Origin of the sequence: Vibrio celticus (assembly GCF_024347335.1) — a bacterium.
Taxonomy (GTDB): domain Bacteria; phylum Pseudomonadota; class Gammaproteobacteria; order Enterobacterales; family Vibrionaceae; genus Vibrio; species Vibrio celticus.
Map to the genome: position 1 here is coordinate 1,314,097 of NZ_AP025464.1, position 18,628 is coordinate 1,332,724.

Below are 18,628 nucleotides of genomic sequence, written 5' to 3' on the forward strand. Positions count from 1 at the left end.
TTAGTTAGCCTGTTTCACTTGTTTGATCTGTGTAGTTTGGTCAACTAAACGACGCTCACTTGGGTCACGAACCACATTGTTTACGCGCTCGCTTTCACCTTGAATCACACGTTCGTGAAGCAGTGGAATCGCAGCAAAGTCATTCAAGATTTTTTGCTCAGCTTCGATGATCGCTTGCTGACGCAGTGCACCTAATGGTTGCAGATCAGCGTGAGTCAGTGCTTGGTCTACTTCTTGAGAACAGAATTGACCAAGGTTGAATGAACCCTTACAGCCAAAGTCACTCATCATGTAAGCCACTGGGTCACCCGAATCTAGAACGGTTGCACGAGAAAGAATGAACGCATCAAACTTACCTGATAGCGCATCGTTCTCGATCTGAGCGTATTCACGAATATCCAGCTCAACCTTGAAACCAGCCGCTTCAAGTTGTTGTTTAAGTAGTGCTGCCACTTCTGGAAGCTCAGCACGGTCGGTAAAGGTACCGATAACAATGCTTTCACCGTTTGCTTTTAGCGTTTTGTCTACAGCCTGACCTTCAGGTCGAATCGGCTCAGCCCAAGCAAGTGCAGGACCTAATAGACCTTGCGCGATATCCGCGTGGTTTTCATAAACGGTATTCACGATTTGCTCACGGTCTACCGCAGCAGCCGCTACCTTACGCAGTTCAATATCGCTAAATACACCTGACTTATTGTTCAGGTAAAGCGTGTTAGTACGAGGCATTGCTACTTCGTAAAGCAGGTTCGGATCAACGGTCGCGATCTGTGAAACTGGCACCGCTTCAACAATGTCAGCCGTACCGGTTCTTAGAGCTGCAGCACGAGCGAAGCCGTTAGGAACGTATTCTGCAATCACAGATTCAACCTGTGCTTTTTCACCCCAGTAACCATCGAAACGTTTCAGTTTCGCGCTGGTTGTACCGTTAATTTCAGTCAATTCAAACGGACCAGTGCCCGCGCCCGTTGGGATAACACGGCCATCTTCTTGGTACGCACTTGCTGCAAGAATCGCTAATTGAGGGCTTGATAAACGACTTGGTAGAAGAGGGTCATCAAAGCTGGTTTTGATCTCTACGCGGTAGTTGTCCATCGCTTTCACTTCTAGCTCTACACCATCTAGGATGCGTGGCTTAGGTGCTGCTTCAAGCGCTTTTTGTAGAGAGTTCACTACAGAGTTTGCCGTTAATGTCGAACCATCATGGAATTTAACGCCTTGGCGAATCGTGAACTGCCAAGTCAGAGGATCAAGATGTTTCCAATCCGTTGCCAGCATTGGTTGAGCTTCAGAGGTTGGGCTCAAGTTCACTAGCGTTTCAGCCGTGCTCCAACGAGATAGCTTAAAAGCATCATCAGAAAGTGGCGATAAGCCGGTTCTTGGCGGTTGCATCATCGCAACACGGATTTCAGATTTTACTGCGGCATCGCTCGACTCTGGCTGAGAGTCAAAACAGCCCGTCAAAGGCAGAGCCAACGCAAGCGTGCAAGCCAGTTTGATTGAATTAAAACGCATAGTTATTTTCTCTGTAGCTGTATTTTTTAATAAGATGTATTTCGTTAATAAATAAGGTTGTGTTAACAAGTAGATTTCGAAAGAGGCTGAGACTCGATCAGCATCTGAGTTGCAAGATGAGCAGGTTTACTCATCACTTGATCGGTCGGTCCATGCTCGACCATTTCACCATGGTCGAGTACCAGAATTTCTTCGCAAAGCGCTTGTGCTGCGCCTAGGTCGTGTGTCACCAAAATAAGGCGCATATCGCGCTTCTTTTTCAATAAATTCAATAAGTCCAATAACCTTTGACGATTCACCGGATCAAGGCTGCTGGTTGGCTCATCGGCGACTAAAACTGCGGGTCTAACGACAAGAGCCCGAGCAATAGCCACACGTTGAGCTTGACCTGTAGAAAGCTGATTAGGTTTCAGTAAGAGCAAACTGGCAGGCAATCCAACGTCTGAAAGCTCCTCTTCAATGATGGCTTCATGATTACCCGAAACATCTAAGTTGCTTAGCGGTTCGGCTAAGATCTGTCGAACGCTATAGTAAGGGTTGAGGCTAGTGTGGGGCTCTTGAGGCACCAATTGAATCAAGCGACACACAGTTGCTTGCGCTTTGCTATCGCGAATTGGGAGCGAATAACCGAACAAGTTTATTTGACCAACGGTCGGCGCTTTAAGGCCAAATAGCAGCTCAATCAACGTTGATTTACCGGCACCAGAACGCCCAACAATTGCTAGGCTTTTGTCTTCAACATTAAGGTCTATGTTCTGTAGCGCTTTGAACGCTTTACCACCCAACCAACTTGGTACGGAGTAGTAGTGAATACTCACATTGTCGAACTTAATCTCTATCGGTGTTTGTGTTTCTGAATCAGTCACTGGCATTAATGACGAGGCTTCTGAGTTTAGTGGTAAGGTCGAGCTCATTCGATTAAGTCTCTCAATGAACAGCAGAAAGCGTGAGAGCTCGATTCAAGTGCATGTTTCGGAGCACCATACGCCACCACACCACCATCATCGATGACCAATAACTTGTCACACGCGAGCGCGCTGTGCAGATCATGAGTAATCAACAAGCCACCGATTTGTCGCTGCTTAACATTGTGTCGAATCAGCTTGAGTATCTCTTGCTCTGTCACCGGATCTAACGCACTGGTTGGTTCATCGGCGATGATAATATCGGCGTTACTCAGCAAGCCAATCGCAATACAAACACGTTGGCGTTGCCCGCCCGAAATTTGGCTCGGGTACAGCCGCAAGATGATTTCTGGATTAGGAAAACCAAGTTGTACTAGCAATTCGATGAGTTTGATTTTGTCTTGTGATTTGGGCTTAGTGCGAGTCCCCGTCAATGCCAAACTAAGTTGACCTTCGATTGAAACCAGAGGATTTAATGCTTGAAGGGCATCTTGGAAGATAACCGCAGGTCGTTGTGCTGCGGTTCTTTGCAGCATAGGCAAACCACATACCGCTTCACCAGACAGAGAAATATGACCTTCAACTTCAATCGTCTCAGGCAGAAACCCGGCAATAGCGCGAGAAAGCATCGACTTACCAATGCCTGAAGGTCCCATGATCGCCAACAGCTCACCGCGATAAACATCGAAGTGGATATCTTGGAAAAGGGTTCTCGAAGAGGTTTTGATCGTTAGGTGGTCAACAGACAAAAGTGGGGCGTTCACGCAGATACTCATAAGTAGATGTTATAACATAACAACTCTATCATTAAGCCTGTATGATGAAAAGTGAACATTGAACCGAATCGCAGAAAATTTGTTTGTGAAACCACCTATGGTCACAATCCGTAAGATACAAAAAAGCGCCTAACTACGAGAAAAAATCAGGCGCTTTCGTAATGATTCTATATGACCTCAGCTTTGTGGTCGCTGTTATTACTTATGTCATTGGAAGGCATTTCCGCTTAACTTGAGCGATGAACGGATACAAGAATGCAATACGCCCAAGATAGAACAAGGTAAACGCCAACCACAAGCCATGATTGCCCCATAAATCGACCGAAAACGTCTGTACAGCCAAGAATACCGCCAAGGTAGCGATGCTTGAGTCTCTAACCGGACGTGTGGTTCCCGTTCCGGTAAAAATGCCATAAACCGTTAAGCCAAAGCCAGCCACTAGCGGGAACACAATTAACCACGGAGCCATCTCTTGGTACAGCGTGACCAGCGCTGGAATATCGGTAAACAAGAAAACAATCATATCTTTAAAAATCAAGGTTAAAAGCGTCAGCGCAGCAATGAAACCTGCCGTCCATTGGAAGTTAAGCCTTAATACTCGATCCAACGTTGAAAGATTCTTCTCTCCTACTGCTTTACCCGCAAACACACTCGATGCGTTGGCAATGCCGTCAAACATGTAACTGACAATGAAGGTTACCTGCATCAAGATCGCGTTAGCCGCAAGAACATCGGTACCCAGTTTAGAGCCTGTACGTGCCATCATGTTGAAGAACACCAAGATACAAATGGTGCGAAGCAATAAATCAGTATTCGATGAGATGATTGCCGATAGGTCTTTCTTGGTCATCTTCGAGCCTTGCAGGAACTCAGAGATCGAGATATTGCTGGTCTTCATCACCAAGGTCACACCAATCGCAAAGGTGGTAATTTGTGCAATCAAACTTGCGTAAGCCACACCTGCGACACCCAAATCGAAATAGAGTACAAACACCGCATCTAAAACAATGTTAAGCACATTACCAAACACTTGTGTATAAAGGACTTCTTTGGCTTTCGCCTGCCCCATCAACCAACCAATAATAGTGTAGTTAAGCAACACGAAAGGCGCACCATAAATCAAAATACTGAAGTAGATATGCGCGTGCTCGGCCACGTTGGCTTCAGGCTCTATCACCCACATTGCACCTTGCCAGATGAGCGGTTGTATCAAGATAAAGATCAAACCCACTAAACCCGACAGCACAAACGGACGCATCAAACTACCCGCCAAATCAGTGCGGTTTCCCTTACCCAGTGCCATCGCACTTTGTCCCGTGGTACTGACACGGAAAAAACCAAACAACCAATACATGGTGTTCATAATAATGGTGCCGATCGCTACGCCACCAATCAATTCAGCAATACCAAGTTGGCCAATAACAGCGGTATCCACCGCACCTAACAGAGGTTGTGTCACCGTTGAGATGATGAAAGGGAAAGCAATTTTCAGATAATCTTTGTGGGTAATGGTCATATATTCCAGTGAGTGATATTAAGAACTATTTGCAATTAGAGCGAAATGCTATCGTTTAATCCGTACGTTGTCATCATTTACTTAGAGTAGATTATCAACAAAGCACCTTTATCTTAGTCCAACTACATTGAATCGTTGGCTACTATTGGTTGTGCTAATTTGTCTCAACAAAAGATCAAAGTCTGGTTCAACAAAACAGCACAACCATCGATTAAGTGATTTTGCGCTAGCGAGCCAAATGAGTAGCTTTAGATCGGTTAGTAAAAACTCACGGGAAGGTAAAAATCGAGTTCGAATATTTCATCACCATTAAGAAAGTGATTCTGATGATAATGCACATAGGCGGGAGTCGAGCGCTGTTTGAAACCAGATGTGGGTAGCCACTTTTCTAACACCATACTGATCTGTGGTAGCAGTTCTCCATAACGGCCATTCAGTCGAAACACGGCATGCAAGCCTCCTGGGATCACCATCTGGTTCACAACACTGCGATACTTAATCGGTTCATCAATCGCGATACACGCGACATAACGACACTGATCCATCTCAACCCAAGCAGGGTTTGAGTGGTGCAAACCAAATTGGCTCGAAAAATCACGCTGTTCGGAATTCGCCCATGCTTTCAATATCAACCACGCATTGCGAATAGAGCGGTTATAACCCGTATGTCGAACATAGGCTGCCATGCGCTCAGGCACTTCAATAATCTTAGGTTCAGGTAGCACTCGCTGCGCCACATTCAAATAACCCGCCGCCACTTCGGGATCTTTCAAATAGGGCTTTTCTGCTACTTGTAAATCATGCTTACGCCACTCTCCGGGCGACATATTAAAGGTCGCTTTAAATGCTCGACTAAACGAAGACACAGAATTAAAGCCACATTTATGGGCGATCTCAACCACAGACGAGCTGGTATCAAACATCAATTGGTTGGCTGCATACTCCATTCGAGTGCGTCGGATATATTGATGCAAGGACTCCCCGACCACACTTTTAAAGGTGCGATGAAAGTGCTGTTCTGAATAGGCCGCTATTTCAGATAGCTCTTTGGCAGACAAAGGCTGACTGATGTCTTGGTGAATATGGAACAGGACATCATTGATTCGCGATATGTGTTGACGTGACATTGTTTAAATAGCATAAATGGACATGTTTAAGAGCATAAACGGACACGCTAGTTTTTACAATTGCCGTGTAATATCAAGCGATAGAATAAAAACGATAAACGACGAGACACAACACATGGAAATCGCACAGTCATTACAACAGATTCAATCTTCATACATTCGAGAGATCCTCGCAGCCGCAAGTGATCCAAATGTCATCTCATTGGCCGGTGGTTTACCGGACGAGAAGACATTCCCTATCGATTTAATGAAGCCAACGCTAGAAAATCTAGCGAATATGCCTGAAGTTTTCCAATACGGTTCTACTGCCGGCTACGGCCCGTTGCTTGACCACCTAACACAAAGCTACCAATTGCCAGAGTCACACACGGCAATGATTTGTACTGGCTCTCAGCAAGGTTTGGATTTGATTGCACGTGCGTATGTAGACCCGGGTGATGTGGTTGTGATGGAAGCGCCAAGCTACTTAGGTGCGATGCAGGTGTTTGGCCTAGTTCAAGCAAACATTGCGACCGTGTCTCAAACTGAATTTGGCCCGAACCTAGACGAACTGGAAACGTGCTTTGCACAGCAATCACCGAAGATGTTCTATGCCGTGCCTGATTTCCACAACCCAACCGGTGTGTGCTGGGCAACAGAAACTCGTCAAAAAGTCGCTGAGCTGTGTATCAAATACAACGTGGCATTCATTGAAGATGCACCATACCGTGAGCTGCGTTTCACAGGTACAGAACTGCCGTTGGTTTCTTCGTTCTGCCATGATAACTCTATCGTTCTTCGTTCATTCTCTAAGATTGCATCGCCAGGTTTACGTATTGGCGCAGTAACAGGCAAACGCAGCTACCTTGAGCCACTGATTAAAGTGAAGCAAGGCGCTGACTTACACTCAAGTGTACCTATGCAAGCGCTGCTTGTCGGTCTTCTAAAACATGAAGACTTCAACGTACACATGGAAAACATTCGCACTCTATACAAGTCTCGTTATGAGGTGCTGTTCTCAGAACTAGAGAAACAACTGCCTGCAGATTGCGTCTTAAAAGCCGTAGATGGCGGGATGTTCATTTGGGTTGAGATCCCAGAGTGCGACACCTTCGAACTGGCTAAAACTCTACTTTCGAATGGTGTAGCGGTTGTACCAAGCCCTGTATTCTATCCAAAGGCCGATGAAGCTAAAGCTGCACTGCGCTTAAACTTCACCAACGCCAACCCAGAAGAATTGACGGAAGCGGTAAAACGCTTAGCGGAAGTACTGAACCAAGCGAAATAGCTATTTATGTAAGGCTAACTTGATAAAAAAGCAAAAGGCTTGCTAAATTTCACAGCAAGCCCAAGCCCTTTAATTTGATACTTGTTTTACTTATTGGTTAACGCTTTGATTGCACTAACCCACCTACACAGCAAGCTGTAGTATCGCGCTTTTTATCACATTTTTTAATAGCAGATAATGACCGTAAAAGTAGAAAATTAAAGCTACAGCAACAACTCTTCGACTTCACACACCATTTTCCAGTTTTTAGGCAACACGTGCTTGTCGCCTTGAACCTTCACGGTGACGCGATGTTCAATCTGGCTAGATGAACGCCCTATCATAAGTTCAAATTCCCCACCTTCAACCACACGACGGTGCTGACCATCAGTAAAGTTAAGCATGTCGACAGGTAAACGGAACATCACTGTTTTTGTTTGTCCTGCTTGAACCGATACTTTGTAGAATCCTTTAAGCTCCTTCACTGGACGAACCACTGAACAAATTTTGTCGCGCACATACAATTGCACGACTTCAGCACCATCGCGACTGCCACTGTTGGTCACATCAACGCTCACTTCGATCATATCGTCAAATGTAACCTCGTCACCATTAAGCGATACATTGGCGTAATCAAATTGGGTATAACTGAGACCATAGCCAAAGTTATACGCCGAACCGAAGTGGTAAGCAATCGGGGTACCCGCACTCTTTAGCTTGTGATTGTAGAAATATGGTACGGCTCCAACGTTCTTTGGAATAGACAAGGTTAAGCGACCACTCGGGTTGACTTTGCCCGAAAGGACATCGCATATAGCGCTTGCGCCCTCTTGCCCAGGAGCCCAGCCATACACGATCGCAGCGGCCTCCTCTTCTGCTCTTCCTAATTGATATGGTCGTCCTCCGGTAACGAGCACAACAATCGGTTTGCCCGTGTCCAGTAGTTCGTTGAGCATCTGTTGCTGCACACCTGGCAACATTAGCGAGTCAGTATCAGAACCTTCACCCACAGTGCCAGTTTGGAACAACCCAGCAAGGTCGCCAACACAAGCTACAACCACATCGCTGTTCATCGCGACATCAACCGCACCCGCGATATGAGAGGTGTCTTGGCTAATTGGTGATGTCATCGCTTGCCCAATCGCAAGGTCAACGTCTCCTGGGAAAACAGGCGCATTGGCGTGACGTTCAGTTAATATTTCGCAGCCTTTATGATAATTCACTGATTCAAACTGTTTTTGGAAGATGTTCAACAAGGTTTTAGACACTTGTTCATCGCTATCAGATTCGCTCAAAATTAGATGTACAGGGAAACTGTAGCCTCCTAGCAACGCCAATTGATCGTCAACTGTCGCACCTACCAAACCGAGGGTCGTTTTGGTATTAAGTGGCAAGATGCCATCGTTTTTAAGCAGCACTATGGATTCACTCGCGATTTGATAAGCGAGTTCACGGCTAGATTCCGTATGTAAAGGCGTAGTAGGAACTTCGCAATATGGATTTTCGAACAAACCCATTTCGAATTTAACGCTTAAGACCCTAGCCACAATTTCGTCGATTTTTTCAATTGAAATAAAGCCTTGATCAACGGCGTTAGTCAGGCGTTCCGCGCAGGCATCGTCAGGAAGTTCGATGTCTAAGCCCGCATTAAATGCAAGCGCCGCCGCTTGTGCGTTGTCTTCTGCAATTGCATGATGCGACGCAAGCAATTCGACGCCACCATAATCAGCAACAACAAGCCCATCAAATCCCCACTCTTCTCTTAACACTTGCGTCAATAAATGATGAGAAGCGTGGCAAGGTTCGCCATCAAGGTCATGGTACGCAGGCATTACCGAACCCGCATTAGCGAGTTTGACCGCCATTTCGAATGGCAACATGAATGTATCGTTGAGTTCTCTAAAACCAAGATTTACAGGCGCGTGATTACGCGCGCCCTCACTGGCTGAATGACCAACGTAATGCTTGAGTGTGGCAAACACATCTCGGTTTGGCCCTTGCAAACCGCTCACATAATGACTTGCCATTACACCAGCGTGATAAGGATCTTCGCCTAATGTTTCTTCTGTTCTTCCCCACCGCACATCACGCGATACATCAAGAACGGGAGCTAAACCTTGCTTTGCCCCAACCATTTTAACTTGTCGGCCAATATCGGCTGCCGCTGCTTCAATCAAAGCCGGGTTCCATGTGTGCCCATAGTTTAGTGACGATGGATATAACGTTGCACCTTGCGCCATTAAACCCACTAAACATTCCTCGTGAGGAATCGCAGGAATGCCTAAGCGCGTTTGCTCAACCAAATATTGCTGAAACTTATTGAGCGCTTTAACGCCCGCTTGTGCATCAACAGTATGGGTACCAAGTGCGCGTGTAATTTGGCCCAAACCATGCTTGATTTTGTCATCTAGGCTGCGCGAGTCAGTGCCAGAAACCATTTCCAAACCGCGTTCTTTATGATCGCCATTTTCATCTAACAGCAGCCACTGCGCGCCGAGTTGAGCTATTTTTTCTTCTAACGTCATGCGAGCCAATAGGTCTTCCACTCGCTGTGCCACTGAATATTCCGGTTGTTTGTAAATCACCATTGTTCACCTCTATATGATGTATGGCGTTACTATCTCCGAAATTCATATTCAATACGTTAAGGTAAAACTCACTTACGAAATCCAACATGAAGCTTGCCAGATTCATAACAGTTGAGGGGGAAATCAGGTAAAACGGTTGTTATTTTGCCTAAATGCTATAGGAGTGAGCCCAAATTGCTTAATGAAAACTTGAGATAAATAAGACTGACTTGGGTAACCCACCTGCTTCGCGATAACTTCCAGTTTTTCAGATGTTGTAGACAATAGTTGTTTTACCTTTTCTAATCGAAGGCGCGTTACGTAATGGTGCGCCGTCACACCATGTGCGATCAAAAATCGCGTATCCAAGGTTTTACGAGACACTCGACAATGATCCGTCACCTGTTTGATTTTGATATTGAGATGGTAATGATTTCGAATATACCCTTCCGCTTTAATGACTATCTGGTCTGCATTATCTTGCGAAATGGTAGTGTGCCCTTGAATCAATTTATACGACGAGAACTTAGTATGGTGCGGCTTTTTAAAGCGCAGCGTTTTCTGTAAGGTTTCTACACATAATTTGCCCAATTCGACGGGGTTAAGCTCAACCGAACTGAGTGGCATCGGCGATAACATTCGCTCGGTGTCATCATAATCGGTGCCGATGATCGATACGTCTTCGGGCACGCTCACACCTAATGTGTGGCACAAATTTGCAAGACGGCGCGCTGAGCGATCAGATGAACAATACACTCCCATCGGAAACGCTTTGTTGTGTATTGCTTTTTCTACGTCATCGACAACCGCAAGCCCCGCGGCTTGCGCGGTTTGTTTAAATGAAACATGGCGCTCCTTACTCCACGGGAACACACAATCTTGTTGGTTAGCAAAATAACCGACACTTGTAATCCCTGTGGCTTCAAGCCCTTGCAATGCGGTAATCGCTAACCCTCTGTTATCTAAAATCACAGAAGACAAACGAGAAGGAATCACCTCAATTTGGTGATTGCTGTACACGACGGCTTTTGCCGACAATGAATCAACGATGTGATTAATATGCGGTTTGTCGTAATCCGCAATAACGTAGTCCCACTCGCGTGACAAGATGTATTCCAAATTTGATGAGCACTCTAAATGAAGCTCTACCTTGATGCTCGACTCATCGACTTTAGCCTTGATGCCTTTCAATATTTCGCGGTCGTAATAGATCATACTGTCTAACAGCAACAACAACGTCTTCACTCTTTTTTTCTCCAATGATGCACTGAGGAATATCGCTCCCTTCAGATAGCAAAAATGCCCCACAACTAAGTGGGGCAACAAGAGTTCATCAGGAGCGATAAACTCTGGGGGTTAGGTCGTTCCGCTCTGTGCTCGATGGTATAGACGAGTTTTATCCTAGCTCAGCGTTATGCACACTTACTTTCTGTTCTTGCTTCAACTTGGCATCAAGTACTAGCAACGCTTTAATTTGGTCGAGCTTCTTGTTATCTAATCGATAGAACATCATAAATATTGCCAAAGAAGCAAATATGATGCCTGGTATTACCGTAAATAATAAGTTAATGGCCGTCACGACCTGATCTGACTGAGTTTCTGCTCCGCCTATATATCCTGCACCAGCGAGAATCCACCCTACTGACGCGCCTCCGATTGCAATACCTAATTTAATCGCAAACAAGTTGGTAGAAAACACCATGCCACTCAAAGAACGATTGCTGCGTGTTTTTTCATAGTCAACCACATCTGACATCATGCTCCACAAAATAGGCGTAGTGCTCATTTGAATCACACCAAGCATTATGACTAACGCAAATACCATATAGATATTCGTTGGATCAACTAAGAACAATAATGCCGACAAAAAACCAGAAACTACAATTAAGACACGATAGATTTTAGGCTTATCAAATCTACCGAGTAACGGTGCTGAAGCCATTGCACCTACAATATTCGCCAACATACCTGCAACCATGAATGTGGTGGCAAGATCCGCTCTCCCCATCACAGTATTAACGTAATACATTGTTGAGGCGCCTTTTAGCACTACACCAGTAAGTAAAACAACGTTAACAATGAACAGCACTCGCCATTGGTTGTTTTTCATCAATAGCTTTAAATCGTCAACCACTGATTGCTTAGCTTCGTCCTCAGGAACACATCGCTCTCTTGTGTTCGCAAAACTAAAGAAGAACAATCCTATTGCGCCTAATCCCATAATGGCCATTGCGCCAACGTAACCTTTTTGAACATCACCTTGCCCAATAACGTCGACTAAAGGAAGCGCAACCATTGCAACTACTAACCCCCCCGCCGTACTCAACGCAAATCGATAAGATTGCAATGACGTTCGTTCACTTGAATCGTTAGTCATAGCATTTGCCATTGCGCAATAAGGAACATTAATGGCGGTATACATGAGTGTAAGGAAAATGTAAGACGCATACGCATAAATAATTTTGCCAGTCTCACCAAAGTCAGGCGTATAGAAAGCAAACATACATGCTGCACCGAAAGGAACCGCCATCCATAAGAGATAAGGGCGGTAACGGCCATGTTTGGTACGGGTTCTATCTACAATCGAACCCATGAGTGGGTCTGTCACTGCATCAATAAAACGAACAAGAAGAAACATAGTGCCCATGTGTGCAGGAGATAAACCATAAATATCCGTATAAAAGTAAGCAAGAAACAACATCACGGTTTGCCATACAAAATTACAACCAGTATCACCTAAGCCGTAAGCAACCTTTTCTCTTACCGATAATTTAATCGTGTTCATTCTTTCTCCAGGGGACAATATTTATCTGGTTGTCATTGTTCTAGCTCTGATAAAAATTATCAATTTGCTCAATTTCGTAACATCATTACGATATTTATTATGTGTGATTTAACTCAATTATTCCAACAAACATAATTGGTTACAACTATAAAAATCAAAGAGTTAAAAAACATTCAATATTAGAAAATATAGATATAAGTGTTTTTTGAGAGGTTGAGCACATTTAATAAATTCAAGAAATTTGGTATCAAAAAACATAATTGATGAGGCCATTAAAAAAAGAAAATATAGCTCACGAAATACGTTCACACCGATTAAACGACTAACTGGAACTTTAGCTATGACTGATTTCTTTAAACACATTAATAAAATTCAATTTGAAGGCACTGAATCTTCGAACCCACTTGCATTCCGTCATTACGATGCCGACAAGATGATCCTTGGCAAAAGCATGAAAGACCACCTTCGTTTTGCTGCGTGTTACTGGCACAACTTCTGTTGGCCGGGCTCTGATGTTTTCGGTGCTGGCACATTCGACCGCCCTTGGCACAAAAATGGCGACGCCATGGAAATGGCAAAAATGAAAGCCGATGCCGCGTTCGACTTCTTCTCTAAACTCGACGTTCCTTATTACTGTTTCCACGACACCGATGTGGCACCAGAAGGCAACTCCATCAAGGAGTACGTAAACAACTTCAAGCAATGGTTGATGTGCTTGAGCAAAAGCAATCGGAAACCGGACTTAAGTTGCTTTGGGGTACAGCAAACGCTTTCTCTAACCCACGTTACATGTCGGGTGCGGGTACTAACCCTGATCCGAAAGTATTCGCTTACGCGGCAACGCAAATCTTCAACGCGATGGGCGCAACTCAACGCTTAGGTGGCGAAAACTACGTTTTATGGGGTGGTCGTGAAGGTTACGAAACTCTACTAAACACTGACTTACGCCAAGAACGCGAGCAGTTGGGCCGCCTAATGCAGATGGTGGTTGAGCATAAACATAAGATTGGCTTTAAAGGGGCGATTTTAATTGAACCTAAACCACAAGAGCCAACAAAACACCAATACGATTATGATACCGCAACAGTTTACGGTTTCTTGAAACAGTTCGGCTTAGAGAACGAAATCAAGGTGAACATTGAAGCGAACCACGCCACACTTGCGGGTCACAGCTTCCATCATGAAGTTGCGACTGCAACGTCTTTAGGACTATTTGGTTCTATCGATGCGAACCGTGGCGACCCTCAACTAGGTTGGGATACCGACCAATTCCCGAACAGCGTGGAAGAAAACACGTTAGTCATGTACGAAATTCTTAAAGCAGGTGGTTTCACTACAGGTGGCTTCAACTTTGATGCTCGGGTTCGTCGTCCTTCCATTGATGGCGAAGACTTGTTCCACGGCCACATTGGCGGCATGGACACTATGGCATTGTCTTTAGAGCGCGCTGCCGACATGATTGAAAATGACGTGTTATCTAAGAAAATTGCTCAACGTTATGCGGGTTGGAATGAAGACCTAGGCAAGAAGATCCTAAGCGGTGACCTTAACCTTGAAACGCTAGCTAAGCATGCTGTCGACAGCAACATTTCTCCGGTTAAAACATCTGGCCAACAAGAACATCTAGAAAACATTGTCAACGGTTTCATCTACAAGTAATTGTTAGGCGTTGTTTAGACCAAGTCCAAGTGTTCTCAGGGGGAGTATCACTTGGACTTTTTTATATCTACGATAACGAGATCATCATGACACAGACCATTCAAAATCCCATATTAAAAGGCTTTAACCCTGACCCATCTATTATTCGTGTTGGCGACGATTATTACATCGCTACTTCTACCTTTGAATGGTTTCCCGGCATACAAATTCACCATTCTAAAGATTTAGTGAATTGGCGGCTAATTGGCCATGTGCTCACTCGTTCATCTCAATTAGATATGAAAGGAATGGATAATTCAGAAGGCGTTTATGCCCCGGCATTGTCTTATTCAGATGGGAAATTTTGGGTCTGCTTTTCCAACGTTCACTCCTGCCGGGGTGGTAACTGGATGGCAACACCAAGCTTTGTTGTTACCGCAGATAATATTGAAGGCCCTTGGAGCGACCTTGTATCAATTGGCAACTACGGTTTTGACCCATCGATCTTTCACGATGATGATGGTAAGAAATATATGTTGAATATGGTGTGGGACGGACGCGCCAACGAGAACTTTTTTGGCGGTATCGTTATGCAGCAATTTGACCCTGCCAATAATACGCTAGTTGGTAAGCCACAGAACATTTTCAAAGGGACTCAGTTAGGTTGCACTGAAGGCCCGCAGATGCTCAAAAAAGAAGGTTACTACTACTTGATCACTGCTGAAGGCGGTACGTCTCGCGATCATGCTGTCACCGTTTGCCGTTCACATAACCTTTGGGGACCTTATGAAGTCCACCCCGAAAACCCTATTCTAACTAGTCGCTTTCAAGAGCAAGCAGAACTTAGCCGAGCTGGCCATGGTTTTTTAGTGGAAACACAACAAGGTGAATGGTATTTAACGCACCTGTGTGGTCGCGGTATACCCAACCCTGAGGGATACCAGTTTATACCTAAATACGACAATAACTTTTGTATTCTTGGCCGAGAAAGTGCAATTCAAAAAGTACATTGGCACAATGGATGGCCTTACGTGTCTACTGGGAAAACCCCAGCGGTTCAAGTGCAAGCTCCCGATCTTGCTGCGTGTCCTTGGCCAGTGTTAGACACAAGAGATGATTTTGATGACAGTACTTTAAGGCTTGAATATCAAACCCTACGCGAACCTTTCACTGAGCAATGGGGTTCGTTAACTGAACGTCCTGGATACCTACGTTTAAAGGGTCGCCATTATCTTAGCTCTCGTTATGAACAGAGCTTGATTGCCCGTCGATTCCAATCGTTCTATGCTAGCGCGGAAACCAAAATGGAGTTTGCTCCAAACACTCCCTACGAAATGGCAGGATTGTGCGCCTATTACGCTCGAAACGGTCACTATTTCTTGAAGGTGTCCGCGAATAACAGCGGTCAACGCGTGTTGCAAATCGTGGGTAATATTAACGATCAATACGAAGAATATGGATCAGAAGTGACGATTGGCGATACTTCTGTTGTATGGATGAAGCTCACTCTCAACAAACAGTGGTATCAGTTTAGCTACTCACTTGATGGCGACACTTGGCACAACATGGGCCCAGCACTGAATAGCACGCCACTATCAGACGAGGGTGGCCCTGATATCTTCCGATTTACGGGAACATTCGCGGCTCTTTACGCTGCCGATATTACCGGACAAGGCAAACACGCCGACTTCAATTACTTTGAGTACCGCGAAAACACAGGATCTTTATAGACATTCCTGTTAACAATCAGTAATCACCGATTTCCATGGATTAACACCTTGGTACTCACTTTTTTGAGTGCCAAACCCCACCTAAATAAACACGTAATTTGGGGTTCAAACCGGAAATCTAGTGAGTATCGCAATAATAAAAAAACATAATTCGCGTGAAAATAAACGCCATTTTGTAGCGAATCAGCGTCGATATACTGGTTTAAATATCTGTTAACTAAATTATAAACTTAGTGAGTAAACATCATGACTGAAACAACCATTGAAGCTGCGTCATTGAGTGACGCTGAAGCTGTCACCGCTCGCGATTTAGAACGCGCAAGCCAACTTAAACCTATTTCCTCACCGCTCGTCACCCACATGTATACTGCCGATCCTTCTGCTCATGTATTTAACGGCAAGATTTATATCTACCCGTCCCATGATGTTGAAACAGGACAACCATTGAATGATGATGGCGACCATTTCGATATGCGCGACTACCACGTGTTTTCACTTGATCGCCCATTTGGCAAAGCTACCGACCATGGCAACGCACTCGACGTTAACGATGTAAAATGGGCGGAACGTCAAATGTGGGCACCGGATGCTGCAGAAAAAAACGGAAAATACTATCTGTATTTTCCAGCCAAAAATTACGACGGCATCTTTCATATTGGCGTTGCCGTCAGTGATCGTCCTGAAGGCCCATTTGCACCACAAGATGCACCCATTGATGGCTCATTTAGTATTGACCCTGCCGTGTTCGCAGATGATGACCAACAGTACTACATGTATTTTGGTGGCTTATGGGGTGGTCAGCTACAAAACTGGCGAAATGGGGAATACGGTGAAGATATTTACCCAGCTGACGATGAGCCAGCACTATTACCTTTGGTCGCTAAACTGAGTGATGACATGCTCAATTTAGCCGAGCCTGCTCAAGAAATTCAAATTCTAGATGAACACGGAAAACTGCTCACTGCTGGTGATGTTGATCGCCGTTATTTCGAAGGGCCATGGTTACACAAACACGAAGATACTTATTACTTCTCGTACTCGACTGGCGATACGCACAAGATCGTGTATGCCACCAGCCAATCTCCGTATGGCCCTTTCACGTACCAAGGTGTGATCTTAGAGCCCGTACTAGGCTGGACAACTCATCATTCCATTGCACAATACCGAGGGAAGTGGTTCTTGTTCTACCACGATAGTTCACTGTCTGGCGGACAAACTCATCTACGCAGTATCAAAATGGCCGAATTAACACACAATGCCGATGGTTCCATTCAAACCATCCAACCCTACCTCGACTAACGGGCTTATTTATAATTGATTTAAGAATCGACGCTGTTAGCGTAAGCAGAAGTTAAGTAAGCAGAAGTTAAGTAAGCAGCGTAAACGCACACAGCTAAGCTACACACAACAACGCCGAGCATGAAGAGAAGTCTTCTTATACTCGGCGTTTTATTCTTGATTTTAGTATTCAATACATAGGTAACACAATGATTACCGATCGGTTGGAATCAATCCTTCAATGAGCGACGTACGCCATTGCATTGCTTCCGCATCGTATGCTCCAAATCCTGCGCTGTACTCCCAGTAGTGCCAACTAAAACCGCGTTTTTCTGCTTCTCTGGCGATAAACGCTGTCCAAGCGCGTTGATCTTCCGCTTTAGAAAACTGGCTGTATACGCCAAATTCACCAATATTCACTTCGAACTCACGACCAGGTTGATCATTCCATTGCGCGACAGCATCAAGGTATGTAAACAAGGTTTGTTGCTCAGCATCACTGCCTAACCATCGAGTTCCTATCCAATCACTGGCTCCTTCTGTCCAATCGGCACCTTGATGAGTGAACTTAAAGGGTTCATAGAAATGAACAGTAATAATAGTATTACTGGCATTACATGCAGCCGGTAAACTCAAATCAGGCAACTTAAATGGCCCGCCCCAATCGGCTGTACCTACCATAATTTTACGTTGTTCGAGGCCGTTATTCTGCTCGCTCGCCTTTTCAGTCCAAAGCACGCTGACTAAGTCATCAATCAGAATATTCCATTCATCAACACCTACCACTTCATGGGGTTCATTCAACAGCTCAAACACCAGTTGATCTTGCGGGTAGCGGCCAAGAGGAAATTGGTCTGCTAATTGCGCCCAAATTGCTTTTAAACGCGCTCGGTGCAGCTCAAACTCACCTTGGTTGTAAAACAGTTCTTCGTAATGGTGAGTATTGATGATAACTCTTAACCCTTGTTGAATAGCTTCATCAACCACTTGTTGTACTCGCGATAGAAATACAGGATCTATCGTATAAGGTGCACCTTCCATTGCATGCGAACTCCAACGAATTGGCACTCTCACACTCGCAAAACCTGCATTGTGAATGTTCTCCAAGTCACTTGATTGAATCAGTCGATTTGCATTCCACTCACCTTCGTAATTAGGCGACTCTAAGTAGTTTCCCATATTGATGCCACGACCTAAAAAGCTGTGCGCTAATCCGTTCGTCTCATTCCAATCATACAAGTCGCTGTAGTACGCTTCATTTAATACCACGCGCGCTTCTTCAGAGCTTTCACTTGAAGAGCCACACCCAGAATTGAATAACAATCCTACCAATACCGCACTCAACGATATTAAGCTGCGTATTTTCACTGGTCTTACTCCATTACTATTCTGTTACCAGTGGAGCACACTGCCCTCTATTCCTGTGTGGCGGCTATCACAACACACTGATAATTATAAATATATAAGAATTCAATCATGTTTTCATGACACGAGAATTCATGACTTATATGTGCATGCGAGGCACCTATCTCACAAGGGGTCAATGAC

General features: G+C 44.8%; 13 protein-coding genes. 4 read left to right on the forward strand and 9 right to left on the reverse strand.

All coding sequences use genetic code 11. The features are described from left to right. The 5 genes from OCV19_RS21785 to OCV19_RS21805 form a co-directional block, all read right to left on the reverse strand. Entirely contained in the window at positions 1-1,512 is a 1,512-nt protein-coding gene (locus OCV19_RS21785) for an ABC transporter substrate-binding protein (protein ID WP_065676325.1), read from the reverse strand. A gap of 62 nt (positions 1,513-1,574) precedes the next feature. Next, positions 1,575-2,426 carry an ABC transporter ATP-binding protein gene (locus OCV19_RS21790; RefSeq protein WP_065676326.1) on the reverse strand — a complete coding sequence of 284 codons (852 nt, stop codon included), beginning with the start codon at positions 2,424-2,426 and terminating at the stop codon, positions 1,575-1,577. Then, a complete protein-coding gene (locus OCV19_RS21795; protein WP_065676327.1) occupies positions 2,423-3,181 on the reverse strand; it encodes an ATP-binding cassette domain-containing protein in 759 nt (252 codons plus the stop codon). Before OCV19_RS21795 ends, OCV19_RS21790 begins: the two co-directional genes overlap by 4 nt. 214 nt (positions 3,182-3,395) lie before the next feature. Beyond that, positions 3,396-4,709 (reverse strand): MATE family efflux transporter, encoded by a 1,314-nt coding sequence (locus OCV19_RS21800; protein WP_065676328.1) that lies wholly within the window; start codon positions 4,707-4,709, stop codon positions 3,396-3,398. 257 nt (positions 4,710-4,966) lie between these two features. Beyond that, the gene (locus OCV19_RS21805) at positions 4,967-5,836 is read right to left on the reverse strand and encodes an AraC family transcriptional regulator (protein ID WP_065676329.1); all 870 of its coding nucleotides are present in this window, start codon (positions 5,834-5,836) and stop codon (positions 4,967-4,969) included. Positions 5,837-5,951: 115 nt separating this feature from the next. On the opposite strand from OCV19_RS21805, the gene OCV19_RS21810 reads away from it, so the two are divergent. Then, the gene (locus OCV19_RS21810; protein WP_065676330.1) at positions 5,952-7,103 is read left to right on the forward strand and encodes an aminotransferase-like domain-containing protein; all 1,152 of its coding nucleotides are present in this window, start codon (positions 5,952-5,954) and stop codon (positions 7,101-7,103) included. A 203-nt stretch (positions 7,104-7,306) separates the two neighbouring features. On the opposite strand, the gene OCV19_RS21815 is transcribed toward OCV19_RS21810, so the two are convergent. The 3 genes from OCV19_RS21815 to OCV19_RS21825 all read right to left on the reverse strand — a co-directional run bounded on the left by OCV19_RS21815 (position 7,307) and on the right by OCV19_RS21825 (position 12,434). After that, positions 7,307-9,670, reverse strand: a complete 2,364-nt coding sequence (locus OCV19_RS21815) for a glycoside hydrolase family 3 N-terminal domain-containing protein (protein ID WP_065676331.1) — start codon at positions 9,668-9,670, stop codon at positions 7,307-7,309. A gap of 123 nt (positions 9,671-9,793) precedes the next feature. Beyond that, positions 9,794-10,894 (reverse strand): substrate-binding domain-containing protein, encoded by a 1,101-nt coding sequence (locus OCV19_RS21820; protein WP_065676332.1) that lies wholly within the window; start codon positions 10,892-10,894, stop codon positions 9,794-9,796. A 151-nt stretch (positions 10,895-11,045) separates the two neighbouring features. Further along, entirely contained in the window at positions 11,046-12,434 is a 1,389-nt protein-coding gene (locus tag OCV19_RS21825) for a glycoside-pentoside-hexuronide (GPH):cation symporter (protein ID WP_065676333.1), read from the reverse strand. A gap of 711 nt (positions 12,435-13,145) precedes the next feature. On the opposite strand from OCV19_RS21825, the gene OCV19_RS21830 reads away from it, so the two are divergent. The 3 genes from OCV19_RS21830 to OCV19_RS21840 all read left to right on the forward strand — a co-directional run bounded on the left by OCV19_RS21830 (position 13,146) and on the right by OCV19_RS21840 (position 17,101). After that, positions 13,146-14,093 (forward strand): xylose isomerase, encoded by a 948-nt coding sequence (locus OCV19_RS21830; protein WP_390904184.1) that lies wholly within the window; start codon positions 13,146-13,148, stop codon positions 14,091-14,093. Positions 14,094-14,179: 86 nt separating this feature from the next. Next, on the forward strand, positions 14,180-15,802 hold the full coding sequence (locus tag OCV19_RS21835; protein ID WP_065676991.1) for a glycoside hydrolase family 43 protein: 1,623 nt from the start codon (positions 14,180-14,182) through the stop codon (positions 15,800-15,802). A gap of 246 nt (positions 15,803-16,048) precedes the next feature. Then, positions 16,049-17,101 carry a glycoside hydrolase family 43 protein gene (locus tag OCV19_RS21840; protein ID WP_065676992.1) on the forward strand — a complete coding sequence of 351 codons (1,053 nt, stop codon included), beginning with the start codon at positions 16,049-16,051 and terminating at the stop codon, positions 17,099-17,101. 192 nt (positions 17,102-17,293) lie between these two features. On the opposite strand, the gene OCV19_RS21845 is transcribed toward OCV19_RS21840, so the two are convergent. Then, positions 17,294-18,448: a glycoside hydrolase family 5 protein gene (locus OCV19_RS21845; RefSeq protein WP_139093572.1), complete on the reverse strand. Its 1,155-nt coding sequence runs from the start codon at positions 18,446-18,448 to the stop codon at positions 17,294-17,296. Positions 18,449-18,628: the final 180 nt, after the last annotated feature.